Source organism: Daejeonella sp. (assembly GCF_046590655.1).
Lineage (GTDB): Bacteria > Bacteroidota > Bacteroidia > Sphingobacteriales > Sphingobacteriaceae > Daejeonella.
Map to the genome: position 1 here is coordinate 56,535 of NZ_JBKJUM010000035.1, position 15,327 is coordinate 71,861.

The 15,327-nt window shown below is 38.2% G+C and carries 13 protein-coding genes; 2 read left to right on the forward strand and 11 right to left on the reverse strand.

The features are described from left to right. Positions 1–204: 204 nt before the first annotated feature. Positions 205–729 carry a pyridoxamine 5'-phosphate oxidase family protein gene (locus ACLL8Z_RS03680; protein WP_411273406.1) on the forward strand — a complete coding sequence of 175 codons (525 nt, stop codon included), beginning with the start codon at positions 205–207 and terminating at the stop codon, positions 727–729. 139 nt (positions 730–868) lie between these two features. On the opposite strand, the gene ACLL8Z_RS03685 is transcribed toward ACLL8Z_RS03680, so the two are convergent. The 4 genes from ACLL8Z_RS03685 to ACLL8Z_RS03700 form a co-directional block, all read right to left on the reverse strand. Further along, positions 869–1,864, reverse strand: a complete 996-nt coding sequence (locus ACLL8Z_RS03685; RefSeq protein ID WP_411273407.1) for an MlaD family protein — start codon at positions 1,862–1,864, stop codon at positions 869–871. 6 nt (positions 1,865–1,870) lie between these two features. Beyond that, the gene (locus tag ACLL8Z_RS03690; protein ID WP_411273408.1) at positions 1,871–2,626 is read right to left on the reverse strand and encodes an ABC transporter ATP-binding protein; all 756 of its coding nucleotides are present in this window, start codon (positions 2,624–2,626) and stop codon (positions 1,871–1,873) included. Between the two features lie 9 nt (positions 2,627–2,635). After that, on the reverse strand, positions 2,636–3,403 hold the full coding sequence (locus ACLL8Z_RS03695) for an MlaE family ABC transporter permease (RefSeq protein WP_411273409.1): 768 nt from the start codon (positions 3,401–3,403) through the stop codon (positions 2,636–2,638). A 568-nt stretch (positions 3,404–3,971) separates the two neighbouring features. Continuing rightward, positions 3,972–4,301, reverse strand: a complete 330-nt coding sequence (locus ACLL8Z_RS03700; RefSeq protein WP_411273410.1) for a four-helix bundle copper-binding protein — start codon at positions 4,299–4,301, stop codon at positions 3,972–3,974. Positions 4,302–4,504: 203 nt separating this feature from the next. Between ACLL8Z_RS03700 and ACLL8Z_RS03705 the strand changes: the two genes are divergently transcribed. Continuing rightward, positions 4,505–5,020 (forward strand): DinB family protein, encoded by a 516-nt coding sequence (locus tag ACLL8Z_RS03705; RefSeq protein ID WP_411273411.1) that lies wholly within the window; start codon positions 4,505–4,507, stop codon positions 5,018–5,020. Position 5,021: 1 nt separating this feature from the next. Here the strand turns inward: ACLL8Z_RS03705 and ACLL8Z_RS03710 are convergent, their stop codons facing one another. The 7 genes from ACLL8Z_RS03710 to ACLL8Z_RS03740 all read right to left on the reverse strand — a co-directional run bounded on the left by ACLL8Z_RS03710 (position 5,022) and on the right by ACLL8Z_RS03740 (position 14,581). Continuing rightward, the gene (locus ACLL8Z_RS03710; protein WP_411273412.1) at positions 5,022–7,181 is read right to left on the reverse strand and encodes a cation:proton antiporter; all 2,160 of its coding nucleotides are present in this window, start codon (positions 7,179–7,181) and stop codon (positions 5,022–5,024) included. A 15-nt stretch (positions 7,182–7,196) separates the two neighbouring features. Further along, the gene (locus ACLL8Z_RS03715; RefSeq protein ID WP_411273413.1) at positions 7,197–7,769 is read right to left on the reverse strand and encodes a hypothetical protein; all 573 of its coding nucleotides are present in this window, start codon (positions 7,767–7,769) and stop codon (positions 7,197–7,199) included. Between the two features lie 31 nt (positions 7,770–7,800). Then, positions 7,801–9,969 carry a bifunctional alpha,alpha-trehalose-phosphate synthase (UDP-forming)/trehalose-phosphatase gene (locus tag ACLL8Z_RS03720; RefSeq protein WP_411273414.1) on the reverse strand — a complete coding sequence of 723 codons (2,169 nt, stop codon included), beginning with the start codon at positions 9,967–9,969 and terminating at the stop codon, positions 7,801–7,803. A 1-nt stretch (position 9,970) separates the two neighbouring features. Beyond that, a complete protein-coding gene (nhaA, locus tag ACLL8Z_RS03725; protein WP_411273415.1) occupies positions 9,971–11,173 on the reverse strand; it encodes a Na+/H+ antiporter NhaA in 1,203 nt (400 codons plus the stop codon). 476 nt (positions 11,174–11,649) lie between these two features. Next, complete coding sequence (locus ACLL8Z_RS03730) at positions 11,650–11,826, reverse strand: DUF5808 domain-containing protein (RefSeq protein WP_411273416.1); 177 nt, start codon at positions 11,824–11,826, stop codon at positions 11,650–11,652. A gap of 271 nt (positions 11,827–12,097) precedes the next feature. Next, on the reverse strand, positions 12,098–13,879 hold the full coding sequence (locus tag ACLL8Z_RS03735; RefSeq protein ID WP_411273417.1) for a glycoside hydrolase family 15 protein: 1,782 nt from the start codon (positions 13,877–13,879) through the stop codon (positions 12,098–12,100). A 504-nt stretch (positions 13,880–14,383) separates the two neighbouring features. Further along, positions 14,384–14,581 carry a hypothetical protein gene (locus ACLL8Z_RS03740; RefSeq protein WP_411273418.1) on the reverse strand — a complete coding sequence of 66 codons (198 nt, stop codon included), beginning with the start codon at positions 14,579–14,581 and terminating at the stop codon, positions 14,384–14,386. Positions 14,582–15,327 lie beyond the last annotated feature (746 nt).

Here is a 15,327-nt window from a genome sequence, read left to right on the forward strand (position 1 = left end):
ACACCAAACCAAAATATCCCATAAACATTATATCTGCATATTTTGATAAATTTTAGTGCTGACACAGCCAAATGATACAAAATCAACGCTATCAGGCTTCAATGGCTCTTAATTAACTCTTAAAGGAGTAGCTATTATTCAATACACTTTTAAAGACGTAAAACCAACACGTGCTAGAAAGTGTTAATAATAAAAACATTACATATGGAAAACGCAGAAGACCACATCAAAAACCTCTCGGGCCCGGAGGCTAAAGCAAAACTAAAGGAACTAGTAGAAAAGGCGGAGAATTGCTTTTTCTGTTCGAACATAAAAACTGGACTGCCCTTTTCAACCCGTCCAATGTCTGAACAGTTGGTGGATGTGGACGGAAATATCTGGTTTCTGAGCCGCAAGGACAGTGAAAAAAATGCTGAAATAGCTCAGGATCCCTTTGTTCAATTACTATTCCAGGCAAATAAGCATTCCGGATTTGTTAGTATCTACGGAACCGCTGAAATAATCGACGATCAGCAAAAAATTGACGAGCTCTGGCAGCCAATGTTTAAAGTCTGGTTTGAAAAAGGGAAAAACGACCCAATAATAAGCTTAATCAAAGTAAATCCTGGCCAGGGTTACTATTGGGATACCAAGAATGGACAGGCAATTGCTTTCCTGAAGATTGCTGCGTCTTTAGTGACTGGGAAGGCAATGGATGATAGTGTGGAAGGGAAACTGATTGTTGATTGAGAAATTCCCAGAGGAAACTGATGATGGCTGCCATTGTATAGTTGATTCCCATAAAAAGTTAAAAGTATTGTGTGTTCACTGCAGGTTAGGAAAGAAATATACCTAATGCGAACCGAAAGTTGAACAAAATTAAATAATTTCAATCCGGGTTAGCTAGTCCTTTTGTTTTTTCCTTTTCCTTCCTTTTGAAATAACCCCTCAATAAGAAACTTTTTTTAAGGGCCTCCATATTCTGATGAAAGCCATCTGTGCCCTTCTGAATATTATCCAAACTGGTATTGAGTTTCTGAACCAGTACAGAATCTTTAAGCAGGGCATTTGCTGATCCCTTACCTGTATTTACATCCAGTTGTATGCCTGCAACCAGGGTACTGATCTCAGCACTTAATTTATCTGCATGATCACCTATCATTTTGAGCTTGAGAACAGCTTCATTCAGATTATTGGCAAATGAAGTATCGTTCAAAAGAGCCCCCACAGAGCCTTTCCCACTCTTCACACTCCCAATAATCGTATGAAGGTCATCTGCAATCAAACCTGCTTTACCTGTAGCCTGGCGTAAGTTGGCAACAGATGTTCTCAGATCCCGGGGTAAAGTCTGATCATTTATTATTTCCCACAGGGCACTACTTCGGTTAATACGCTGAACTGTCGTTTTCAATTCGGAAACTATGATGGCAACGTCCTCGTTGGTTGTTGAAAGGGTCCGCATAATTTCGTCTGTATTAACCGCTTTCTTAGAAAATAGTATATCGCCTTCAGCAGCCTGGTCTGCCATGGCATCTCCCGGAACAATATTAATCACTTTATTCCCCACAAAACCATCGTTTGCAATAGATGCAACGGCATTTTTTCTGATTATACCCTGCATATCCCTGTCAATTAGCATGGCTACTTCAATTATTGTATCATTAAGAATATAAATTTTCTTTACAGTACCCGTCTGAATACCTGAATAGCGAATATTATTACCGGGAATAAGTCCCTGCACATTTTCAAACCTCGCTTTTAGCAAATAGGTAGAGCCAAAGAGACTTCTGTTTTTCCCTATCATATATAATAATAAGATAAGGAATAATAAACCTCCCAAAACAAATGCTCCCAACTTTACATTACTGACAACTTGCTTAGCCATAGCTTTTTATTCAAAAAAATGTTTCACCTTAGGATCCGTATTCCGTATTAATTCAATATAAGTACCACTGGCATAACACCTGCCCTCAATTAACATAATAACCCTGTCACTGGCTGTTCGCACACAATTCATATCATGTGAGATAATAAGTGACGTTGTATTATATTTTTGTTGTATTTCGATCATCAGTTCAATAATTTCCTTACTGGTAATCGGATCGAGACCAGTTGTAGGCTCATCATATAATATGATCTCCGGCCTTAAAATTAATGTGCGGGCCAGGGCAATTCTTTTCCGCATTCCACCTGATAGTTCGACAGGCATCATATCAATTGTATGAGCAAGTCCAACATCTTCCAAAGCTTCGGTCACCAAACTGTTCACTTCATCCTGCGTAACTTCAATCCAGTGCCTTCGTAAAGGAAATTCAAGGTTCTCGCGAACTGTCATGGAATCATACAGTGCATTACTTTGAAATAAAAAGCCCACTTTGGCCCGGATCTTATCCAAATCTTCATGATTTAGATCGGGTATGTTCTTTCCAAAAATTTCAATGCGGCCACTATCCGGCATCATTAAACCAATGATGCACTTTATCAATACTGATTTTCCTGATCCTGACTTTCCGAGTACCACAACGCTTTCACTCTTTTGTAACACAAGATTGAAATCAACAAGCACATGATTATTACCAAATGACTTACACAGGTCGCGAATTACCAGAACCTCATTATTTAACCTCTCTTTACTCTCAACCTTCATTTGATATAACTAATATCCAAATATGTTAGTAACCTGGACCGCCAGTAAATCAATCATAAAGATCAATATGGATGATACAACTACTGCAGAATTGGCTGAATGTCCAACACCCTCAGTGCCTTTGCTGCTATTATAGCCTTTATATGAACCTATAATTCCAACAGCAAATCCAAAGAAAAAACTTTTTACAAATGCCGGCAGCACATCACTGAATGAAAGGTTATCAAACACCTGGGTCCAGAATAAATTAAAACTCGTATTGGTATGGATATTTACCCCAAGATAGGAACCATACAAAGAAACTGCATCACCAAGCATGACCAGTACAGGCAGCATAAATGTACAAGCCAGCACCCTTGTTACTACCAGATATCTGAATGGATTTGTTCCACTTACTTCCATCGCATCGATCTGCTCGGTAACCTTCATAGAGCCAAGTTCGGCCCCGATGCTGCTTCCGATCTTACCTGCAAAAATCAGTGCAGTTATTACCGGGCCAACCTCCCTAATAATTGCGATCCCTATTATGGCAGGCAACTGCGACTCCACACCGTAATCTGCCATGGATGGCCGAAGCTGCATCGTTAAAACCAATCCCATAATGAATGCAGTTAAACCAATCAGTGGCAGTGACTTATAACCTATCACATAGCATTGCTTCAGAAATTCAGAAAATTCGAAGGGAGGATGAAAGCCTTGCTTAAAGAAACGGGCGCTAAAGCCGGCTAATTCTCCGGAAACGGTTAAAAAAGATTTAAGGTCTGACTGTATAGACATAATGCATTTAATAACAATATACCTTTAAAATACAAAACTAAATTTAAGTATCTGCTATAATCCTGACAGCAATCATCAAAAAAACTGTGTAAACTAATTCCAGTATTATCACTCAAAAGCGACAAGCAAAACCAGGACGAGATAGCCCCTGTCATCACCAGCTACAATATACCACAACAAATTTTGTAAAGGTGCCAGAGTATAATCGACAAAACAATCACCACTTTCACCAGGCTTAATGTAATATACTGTGAATCAAATACTGAAGAAAAAAAACTAATCGGTTCGATGTTCCCGGAAAAATTCACTTTGGAAAATCTAAAATATCGAACCGCTAAGGTCAGCGATCCGTACAACTGCATATCAGATTATCAGCAAGTTAAATTTAAATAAAACGGGGCAAAATCTTTCTAAAAAGACTTTGCCCCGTTACGGGTGGATGGTGGTGCAGAATTCGAACCGTTTTATAGATAAATTGATCGAAATCGGCGATTTGTCTAATATCCTTGCTAATTGACAAAAGTTAAATTGACATACCAAGACGAAATTCGTCCCAATTCAAGACTCGTTAGGCAGCCATTTTCCTGCATTCTTCAGCGCAGAGCATACATATCCTGCTACACTCTTTGCAGTGTTCAGTATCATGCTTTCCACATTCATTACCACAAGCTTCACATATCTCTTCACAAATAGCACATATTTGTGCAGCCTGTTGACTACCCATACTCATTAATTGAGCTGCGCTATAGCAAATAGTGGCACATTCCATATCCAGTTGGATACATTTTGCCATCATTTTTACATCATCCTCCTGTGTGCATGAATTTGCACAATGATTACATACTGCTGCGCATTGTAAACAGGCATCAATACAACTTTTCCATTTATGATATCCCATAACATTTAAGTTTAACCCATAGAATTAACAAGATATATTCTTTGGGGTTTCAATTCTCTTTAGAATCCTGTTTGATAACAGCGTAAGAAATTTAAATTTTTGAAATCTAATCGTATTAATTAATGTTGTTAAGTTATCCTTCAAGCGCAGTAGCAGACACTAGTAGGGGGTGTATTAGTTATTATTTTTAACTTGCCCATGATATGAAATCAATGAAAGAAGCGTCTGCAGATAATTTCATCAGTGATAAAGAGGTTTTCTTGCCAAGGCTAAGATCCCAGCATAAATCATTGGATTATATTATCTATGATATATCTGAAAATGAACTTAGAGCCAGACAAAATCCCTATAAGTGGTCTATATATGAACACTTGGTACATATAGCTGTTTATCAGGAAGTTTTCCGAGAACGTGTTGACATCATATTAACAGAATCAACCCCGGTTTTTGCACAATATCGTGCCGAAAAAGATGAGAATTTCGCGCGGCGTGTAAAAACGCCATTTGAAATACTACTACCTTATTTCAATAAATCGCGGGAAGAATTGGTGAATAAAATTGATAGTATTTACCCGGAAGATCTGAAAAGATTTGCATTTCATCCTGTTTACGGCAAAATGAATATGAATGGATGGATAGAATTCTTTCTGTTGCACGAAGCTCACCATCTCAATACCATTTTTAAATTAACAGCGAGATACCGATATTCATTACAATAAGTTAACGCCCTTTAAATATCTTCTTCAGCGAACTGCCAACCCTGGCTATCGTACCACTCTCTGAAATCTTTTCTAATAATGAATGTTCAGATTGCTGAATATTCTCCATGTTTATACCTTGCTCCAGCTGTCTAGGGTATACAATAATGAAGCTGTTACTTTTGAAATAAGAGCCTAAATAGTAAGGGAGCTTCTCAAGCTTTTCATTATAAGAAACGTTATCCTTTCTTGAAGTAATGACGATAAACAGGTCATCTGATTCCAACTCACTGTTAAAGATTAAAAAATCGTCCCAGTTGTTAAATTCCATTAATATTATTTTAGCTGAATTAATAAGTTTTTGGCCAGCCCTTTCCAGTTCAGGGATAGTATTTTGATCTGCATAGAAAAAGACCGGCATACCTGCTTCCTTTGCTATAGTGGTAAGTTTGATAAACCAATGCATAAAGCCCGGCTCCAATTCGGCACCAAGAGGAACTGCTACAAGCATTCTTTTTAAGGTATTAAAAGGCTGGAGAGATTTATAAATATAAATGGCTTCAGGTACTCGTTTCAAGATATTCTCTGCCTTGGGCCCGAAAAAATCCTGCGGCTCTGAGTTATGGTGCAGACCTATTAGTATATCGGTTATATTATGTTCTTTGATAGTATAAATAATCCCATGGCTGATATTGATATCATGCCTGGTAACAGGGAACAAAATATTTTCGGTAGCTGCGGCATGCTTCACTGCTTTTTCAATTATTCTCCTCCCTTTTACAGGTGAATTCCCGTTTCCCTTTTCGTCATCAGTCACATGTAGAACATACACCGGGATAGTACTTTTTGGCGGCCTGAGCATTAATCCAAGATCAACCAGTTCCGTAACCGTTTCCGGATACGCCAGCGAAATAAGAATTTTTTCATTGGTTTCGTTGGTGACGCTCTCATTATCTTCTTGTTTTAACGCCAATACCTGAGAAGCTTTTTCTACGGCAAATGAACTGATAGTACAAGTAACCAGAATCATGAGTATAGTACCATTTAACACATCCTCACTCAACAGCCTGATGGGTTCACCTGAAGCAGTTTCAGACAAGATGATGTTGTATCCTACCAAGACAATGGCCAGGGTTGCGCCTACTCTCGCGGTGCTTAGACCGAAAATGAGCTGCCTTTCATCGCCCGAAAGGCTGAAGACTTTTTGCGTAAGTAAGGCCGAGAGGTATTTAGATATCACTGCAACAGCTATCATTACAGCCGCTACAGTAATAGCCCCCCACCCATTAAACAGTACGCTTACGTCTACCAGCATTCCAACGCTGATCAGGAAGAAAGGTATAAAAAATGCATTTCCTACAAAGTCTATCCTGCCCATCAACGTTGATAGGTGCGGAATAAAACGGTTTAATGCGAGTCCTGATAAAAACGCGCCAATGATGGCTTCCAGGCCAGCTACTTCTGCCAGAAATGCTCCTAAAAACACCATCGCCAGCACAAATATGTACTGTGATATATTATCATCGAATTTTTTGAAAAACCAGCGTGCTATCAACGGGAATATATAAAAGATGATGCAGCCAAAAATAATGCAGCCAAAAATAATACGCAGCCAAAAAGCAGGGCCAATATCCCCTTTTGTCATCCCGATAACCAATGCAAGTGCCAGCAATGAAAACACATCGGTTATAATAGTCCCGCCGATAGTTAGAGTAACTGCACGGATACGGGCAATCCCATATTTACTCACTATAGGATATGCAAGTAATGTATGTGTAGATAACATACTGCCCAGCAAAACAGATGACGGAATACTGAACCCTAAAAAATAATATGCAGCAAAGGCGCCGAGCAGCATAGGAATAACAAAAGTAAGCAGGCCGAACACCATACTTTTAAGCTTGGTCTTCTTAAACTCTTCCATATCTATTTCAAGGCCGGCAGTAAACATAATGTACAACAAGCCTACTGTGCCAAATAACACAATACTGCTGTCCCTAAGCAAAAGGTTTAAGCCGTAGGGGCCGATTATGATGCCTGAAATAATAAGGCCGATGATGTGTGGCACCTTGATCTTATTGAAAAGTATCGGGGCAAAAAGTATAATAAAAAGTACCAGTGAAAAGATAATTACCGGGTTCTTTAAAGGAAGCGAAAGATCCAGAGTAGAAAGTAATACCATGTTTAGATGTTAAGATTATAGTTTTTCTGCTTTCAGGGCGTACACTATTCTGCACTTGCCTCCCTGATTTATTATACGCTGACCTTCCATTAATCCAACTGTCGACTGATGCGGGGTTAGTACCACATCCATATGCGTCTCCGGATTAGGGGTTTGTGTTGCAGTGAGCCGCAGAGTATTTTCCTTGAACAATCCGGTATAGGTACGTATCAGTTGCTTATTGGCTGTGGCCCGAGCAACGATCTTGTTATTTTCATAGGATATATTCCATTGTTCTGTTTTAGTATCCCCTATTGCAGAGCCCTCGCACGTTGTTTCTGTACATTGCATGGTAACTATCCATGTTCCAACCAGATTTGGGTCATATACTCCAATGGTATCTGATCCCGTTTTCAAACTATCTATCTGGCGCTGTTGTTTTAAACCGTCTTGTTCTCTTAATTCCAATTCCTGCTCCCGGATAAGTAATTGCTGTTCTTTTGCCTGAATTTCCTCTCGTTGTCTTTCAAGGCTTCTTTTATCCCTTCCACCGCAAGAGATACATAACATTATCAGGATGAAGTAATAATATAATCTGTACAATTTCATGATTGTTCGCTTTGGTTCTTGTTTTTTAAACCTATATCAATGCTTTAAGTAAGCCACGTGCCTCTTTATAATTTCTCAAATAGAACCTGGCCGCGGAAACATTGTTACCAACTTTTACGGTAAGCGCATTTTGTGGCAGGGCCTTAAAAACATCTTCATCTGTATGGTCATCTCCCAACGCCATAATGAAATCAAAATCATTATGTTGAAGCATGGAGAGAGCGGCCTTCCCTTTATTAATTTCCACATTCTTTATTTCCAGGACTTTATTTCCGGAAAGCAGTTGTAATCCTTTGTCATTAATCAGGTAGCGTAAATTATTCACTAGTTCATTTGTTCGTAATTCACCAAGTCTCTTCTCAACTTTACGGTAATGCCATACCAACGAATAGTTTTTTTCCTCAATAAATGCACCAGGTGTACGGTCTACATAAGTTTCCAGGACAGAATAGATATCCTGCTTCCAATGGTCTGTTAAACCAGGGATACTTTCCCAACGGCCTTCATGTTTTTGCCATGCGCCGTGTTCAGCTATGAGACTGAGATTAGTATGTCCGAACCACTCCTCTAATTTTTGATAGTTACGGCCACTAACTACTACCACCAAATTTGCGGGGTCTGACCATAACTCTTCAAGAATCTGATATAATTCTTCGTCAGGAATTGCTGCATTTATATCGCCTTGAAAGCCAACTAGCGTACCATCATAATCTAAAAATATGATCCGTTTGGAAGTTTTATCATATATCTTCTTTATAGCCAGTTTGGTAACGTCGCTTATATGCCGTGTACTCATTGAAAGTTGTAATTGCTTCACTTCATTTAAGCGCTCCATAAATATACGCACCCAGTGATTTATGTTAAATTTTGATACGATTTGCCGCATCGGCTTCATGCGTTGTTTTTGTTCCTCTACAGACATGTTGAGTGCCTGTACCATAGCATCGGTCATTGATTTAATATTGCTCGGGTTAACTATTAAAGCATCGGTCAGCTCTTTTGAGGCACCGGCCATCTCACTTAAAATTAATACGCCTGTATCCTGTGAGCGGCTTGCAACATATTCTTTACTCACCAGGTTCATTCCATCACGTATTGGTGTTACTAGACAGACATCTGCATAGGAATATAAGGCTGATAATGTTTCTATCGGAAATGAGCGATAATAATAATTGATCGGATTCCAACTAATAGTACGATATCTCGCATTGATATGGCCAACGCGCTTATCAATAATATCTTTTAACTCTTTATATTCCTTTACTGTATCACGTGAGGGTACAACGATCATATGCATCGCTACTTTTTCAGTATATTGCGGATATAGCTCTAACAGAAGCTCATAGGCTTGTATTCTCTGTAATATACCTTTACTATAATCAAGTCGATCTATTGATAATATTATTCGCCGGTTCTGAAAAATATCTTTTAACTGCTCTACCTGTTTCTGTACACTTTTGCTGGTTGTTAGCGATACATACTTATTAAAATCTATGCCCATTGGAAATGACTCGATGGCCACAGTCCTGTCGTCAATAGTGATAGTATTGGATAAAGAATTTACAGGCAAAAGTCTTGTTGCGGCCTGAACAAAGTGACTCGCGTCATCAAAAGTATGAAAGCCGATCAGGTCTGCCCCCAGTAAACCCTCTATTAATTCTGCACGCCATGGAATAAGGCGGAAAATCTCAAATGAAGGGAAAGGTATATGAAGAAAAAACCCGATAGATATATCTGAATGTCTGGCACGTATTAATGACGGTAATAAAAGTAGTTGGTAGTCATGTATCCATATGGTATCGCCGGGTTCAGCAACTTCCATGATGGCAGAGCAAAATTTTTGATTTACCCTGCGGTAATAATCCCAGTTTGAATCTTTGAAAGTCATATACGTAGAAGCGTAATAATGAAATATAGGCCATAAGACTTCATTGGAAAATCCTTCATAAAACTCGCTGATCTCTTCTTTGGATAAAAATACCGGGATAAGACTTTTCTCTCCAAGCTTTTGTCTGATCGATTCCTGATCTGTTTCTTTAATTTCAGTGCCCGGCCAGCCTATCCATAGGTTATTACCATCCTGATATATTGATCCTAAACCGGTAGCCAGGCCTCCTTCGCTCGTGCTAAATGTAAATTCCCCCTTTTGTTCTGATAACCTTACAGGCAGGCGGTTCGAAACTATAATTATCTTACCCATACTATTTCAGAATTTTCAAACGATTAACAACATTAAAAGTGTTTCTTTTGAAGAGCTTTTTAAGGATAAAGAATCCTACAATACCTGCCATTAAAGAAGTTATAAGTATCACAAATTTAGCTTCGGTTTGATAATCAGGATTCTGATAGGATTGCATAGAAATAAATATGGACATAGTAAATCCTATCCCCGCAATAATTCCCAGCCCTGCTATCTGGCTCCATTTTGTTCCCTTTGGCAGTTTACCTAAGCCTGTTTTCACAGACACCCATGACATAATGAATATACCCACAGGCTTTCCAAGCAATAATCCTAACATAATGCCTAAGCCTAAATCGCTAAATATGCCCTGCACCATTCCACTCTCAAACCGGATATTGGTGTTTGCCAGAGCAAAAACAGGCATAATCAGGAAATTAACAGGCTTGGTTAATACATGTTCGAGCTTTTCAAGGGGAGACTCAACATTATCAGGCGTTGTTGGAATGGTTAAAGCGGTGAGGACTCCTGCTATAGTTGCATGTATGCCTGAATGATGAACAAAATACCACATGAATATCGCGGGAATAATATAAAAGATATAATTCATCACCTTAAGCCTGTTTAACACGATAAGGAATATTAGTACTCCTCCTGCGCATGCTAAATAGTCTAAATGAATATCAGAAGAATAAAAAACAGCAATGACCAGTATAGCGCCAAGATCGTCTACAATAGCCAGGGCAGTTAAAAATATTTTAAGCACCAGCGGTACTCTATCTCCAAGTAACGACAAAATAGCAATTGCGAAAGCAATATCTGTTGCCATTGGTATACCCCATCCGTTTGATGTAGGTGTATTATTGTTAAATAAGCCAAATAACAATGCCGGAACCACCATCCCTCCTACCGCAGCAAATACAGGAAGAGCAGCCTGCTGAGGAGAGGACAGCTCACCTTCAACAAGCTCACGTTTAATTTCAAGCCCAACCAAAAGAAAGAAAATAGCCATCAGGCCATCATTTATCCAGAGAAGTACAGGATATTTTAGTGTAATGTTGCCGAAATTCTTTCCAATTTCTGTATTCAGCAAGTTGGCATAAGAGTCACCAATAGGAGAATTAGCAATTAAAAGACTGATTATAACACATACCAGTAATAATATACCTCCCCCGGACTTTGAAGCAAAAAAGTCTTTAAAAGCGTTAAAATTAATAGTTCCCATATTTCGGGGGATTAAGAAGGTTGTAATTAAGTGTACTATAGAATAACAGCTGACGATATTAGACAGTCACTGTCGTGTTTTATGAGTTGAGAAGCAGTTAACAAACTGTTCAAATCAGCATAGTACAATTTAAGAGGAAGACTTTATCAGAAAGCCGCCTATGAGGACTAAAAGAAAGCGGTGTTATACAATCCAATAAAATACGATAATCCAGCCTAAAGTGATATACAAGGCTGGGAGTTATATCAGTTAAATATTGAGAAACACATAAAGAAACATGAACTGCTCCTGGGCGTACGTAAGTATTATAATCATCAGCATAGAAACTTTCAACCTGTTTCCTTTCTGAGAGCGAAGCAAATACCAGGCTTAAAATTGTGGAAGAAGTTAAAAAGAATACGAAATACTTATTCTTCATCTTATACGGGGTATATAATAATAATTCGACAATAATCTAACTTATACACGGGCATTTGTTAACTCTTATCGGTGCAAATAGCAAAGATAACTATAGCGGCTGTTAGTAACAGAAATAGACCCATAATATAATAGGATCTGGAATGGGCAAAGTTTAACGTCCAACCGAGGCCAATACGCTTCTTAACCCAAACGTCTGGATCATTAGGATTGTTATAAATCAGCCCTGCTTTCAATACTTACGATTATGCTCATCCAATTCGTTCATCGCTCTATTTTAACAGTAGTATGGGTATTAAATAACCAGAACAGGAAATAATATAGCAAAAAAAATTAGGTACCATGACCAATACCAAAATGGTTGTCGACAAATAAAGAAGGATCATCGGGATTATAATAGAATAACCCCAACTTGTAATGTTTTAAATTCCGTTTTGGGCGTACCATAATCAAATTTAATAATATTCATTCAGAAGCTGCAATCTATTACCCTTATATCTCCAATAATTAGAGAAATGCAGGCCTGTCCAGTTTAATCGCAATACGATAAGCTGCATTCATCAATCCGACATGACTATACGCCTGCGGGAAATTCCCCCATTGACTGCCTGTATTCTCATCCACATCTTCGCTAAAAAGTAACAAGTGATTTGAATACTTAATAATATTTTCAAATTCCCGGATAGCATCATCAACCCGTCCAACACAGGCTAATGCTTCAACGTACCAGAATGCACAAATCAGAAATGTAGTTTTTGGCTTCCCAAAATCATCTTCATGTAAATAACGGTAAAATAAGCCTTTAGGGGTTTTTAATTCTGCCTCAAGAGCCTTCAAATGGTCTTTAGCCCTGTCGGATGATGGGTCCAGATAATTCATCATGATCAACTGCAAGGTGCTTGCATCCAAATGAGTCCCTCCAGCACTATTAGTATATACCTTCCGTATGGGATCATAACAGCTCTCGATATGATCCGCAGCCTGCTTCTGTAATGCTACTGCTTGTTCCTCCAATTCTCTATTTTCAATTGTACGAGCCATTTTCGCAGCTGCCGCACAGCCCGCCCATTGAAAAAGGTTACTGTAACAGTGTATATTAGCTATATTCCTGAATTCCCATATACCTGCATCCATTTCATTTATGGTGCGTTCAATTTTATTAAGGATTGATTTTATCCATTTAATAGAATCTGTTCTTTCCTTGAAAACAAATCTGTGATCAATATATAAAGGCATGATTGAGATCATTACTTGTCCATATATATCATTTTGGATATGCTCTGATGCTTGGTTGCCTATCCTTACAGGCTGGTTTCCTAAATAGCCATCTAAATGATCCAAAATATTCTCGTTTAGCTCGCTTTTGCCATCTATAGTATACAAAGGTTGGTAACGAAAATCTTCAGAAACAGAAATTCCAGCTACATAGTTAAAATATCTTTCCATTTCTTCGAAATGACCGATATGGTTAAGTGCTGATATTACGTAATATGTATCCCTTAACCAGCAATAACGATAATCCCAATTTCTCCCGCTCCCGTCATATTCTGGCAAACTAGTGGTACTAGAAGCGATAATAGCACCTGTATCTTCATACTGATGTATTTTTAGCGTCAAGGCAGATCGTATAACATATTCTTGGTAAAACCCGGCTATACTGGAATGCTTGATCCAGGTCTGCCAATAAGCAATGGTTTCCCTTATAAAAGTTTCTGCAGTGCTTATTAACGGGGCTTCCAATGGTTGTCCGTAGGTTAAGACCAAATATTTAACTTCATTTAAAACGAAATAAGCATCTTCCGACAAATAACTAATTGGAATGTTTGAAGTTAACCGGATTGAATCATCACATCCCTCAAACTCCAGATGATTACTACCACGATGTGGTTTTAATTTGCGTCTTCCGTAGTCACATACAAGATCACATTTGACTCTGATTCTTGGATTGCCTTCAATTAACTCAATTTTACGTATAAGCATTAATGGCTTAAAAAATCGATCATACCGCTGGAACCTGGGTGCTATATCAGTAACTTTGTACTTTCCATCGGCACAAGTGATTTCAGTACATAATACATTAGTATTTTCCAGATAATACTGATCAGATGTATAATCACCGGAAGGAAGTATGGAAAACTCCCCTCCTTTATTTTTATCCAGCAAAGACCCCAAAATAAATGAGCTATCAAAGCGGGGCCAGCACAACCAGGAGATATCAGTGCCTTTGTGAACATGTGCGAGAAAAGCACAATTGCCGATTAAACCATAGTCATATATGTGTTTATCCATTACTTTATTACATATTAAAGGCAAACAAGTTTGCAATTCCCCTAATCCACAGTCCCAATCATTCTATTGCTAAATACATAATGGTTGGAACGAAGGGCACTAATCTATTTCCTCAGTATCTCGCGTTAGAGTTTCGTATAGATGGAATTTTTATAAAAAAAGATGCCGAAATATTCCTATTTCCAATTGTTTTATCACGTTATTTTAATCTGATTCTAATATAAAGTTTCCAATTTGCCCCTGTACTAGCACAGTTAATTTATGCGGACGACGACGGGAAACTTAATGTGCTAAACGAGTTTTTGAGTTGTTAGAGTAAACTTATAAAATATGAGGGGTATTTATTTTTTATTTTTTTCATAGGCTTTGCCATTAGCACATATGCACAGAGCGAGCCTCCATTACCATCTCCATGTTATAGTCTGGGAATAATAACAAAAATAATTTGACCGTGATTGGAAATACTACCTTTACATTTTCCAATTTAAGCGCTTTTGATAGCGCTCAGGCTTTAAATAACATCACCGTAACTGTAAAATCTTCACAAAAATATAGGTTATATATTGCAGGAGTCATGACTTCCCCTGCCGCCTCATCCACAAATACCCCGATACCTATAAATACATTTACTATAACATCTAGTATATCATCAATTAACTGCGGGAAATCTCCAGCTACGGTTACTTTATCAAACTCGTACATGCAAGTAGCTCAATATGGTTCTTCCACTACTGGGCGTAGCCACACCCTGACCATCACCCGAAATGCTATGAACACGTTTACCCAAGCACACTGAACTCATACACTTACACTTCACATTCGATATTGCCAATATTAGCAAAACAAGATGTGTTATAGAGAAAGGAACCCTTCTCGAAAAATACATCTATATGATAATCAGCGATATAAAACAAAAAGCAGCTCCTTTTCAGAACTGCTTTAAAAAGGGTGGATAACGGTGCAGAATTCGAACCATTTCGTGGATGAATTGATTCAAATTGGCAATTTTGCAATAACATCACCTAAAACGTGTCACTAAATGTGTCAGTTATGTCATTCAAACTTCGAATCGTCACTTCAAATAATTTAAGCAAACGCAGTTACAATATGCTTCTACAAGGACGGCAAGCGTATAAGAGAGTCAATGGTACATTGTAATGACACAGTTATTAAACAAATTAATATCTACAGCAATTTATAGGCTCATAATTTTTAGAAGCTTTCGTCAAACACCTGGTAAAAAATCATTTATAAAAGCCTGAGGGTCAACCGATAACTTTACTGATTAAAATGGTATTCAATATTTTACCAGGTTTTTTCTCCTTTTTTCATCTTGTCAAAAAGATTATTAAAGTCACCATTGGTTCCGCCTGTAAGTTCAACGGCTTCTCCAACCAACTTGATAGCTTGATCCCTCTGACCTGATTTGTACATCAAATTGCAATATG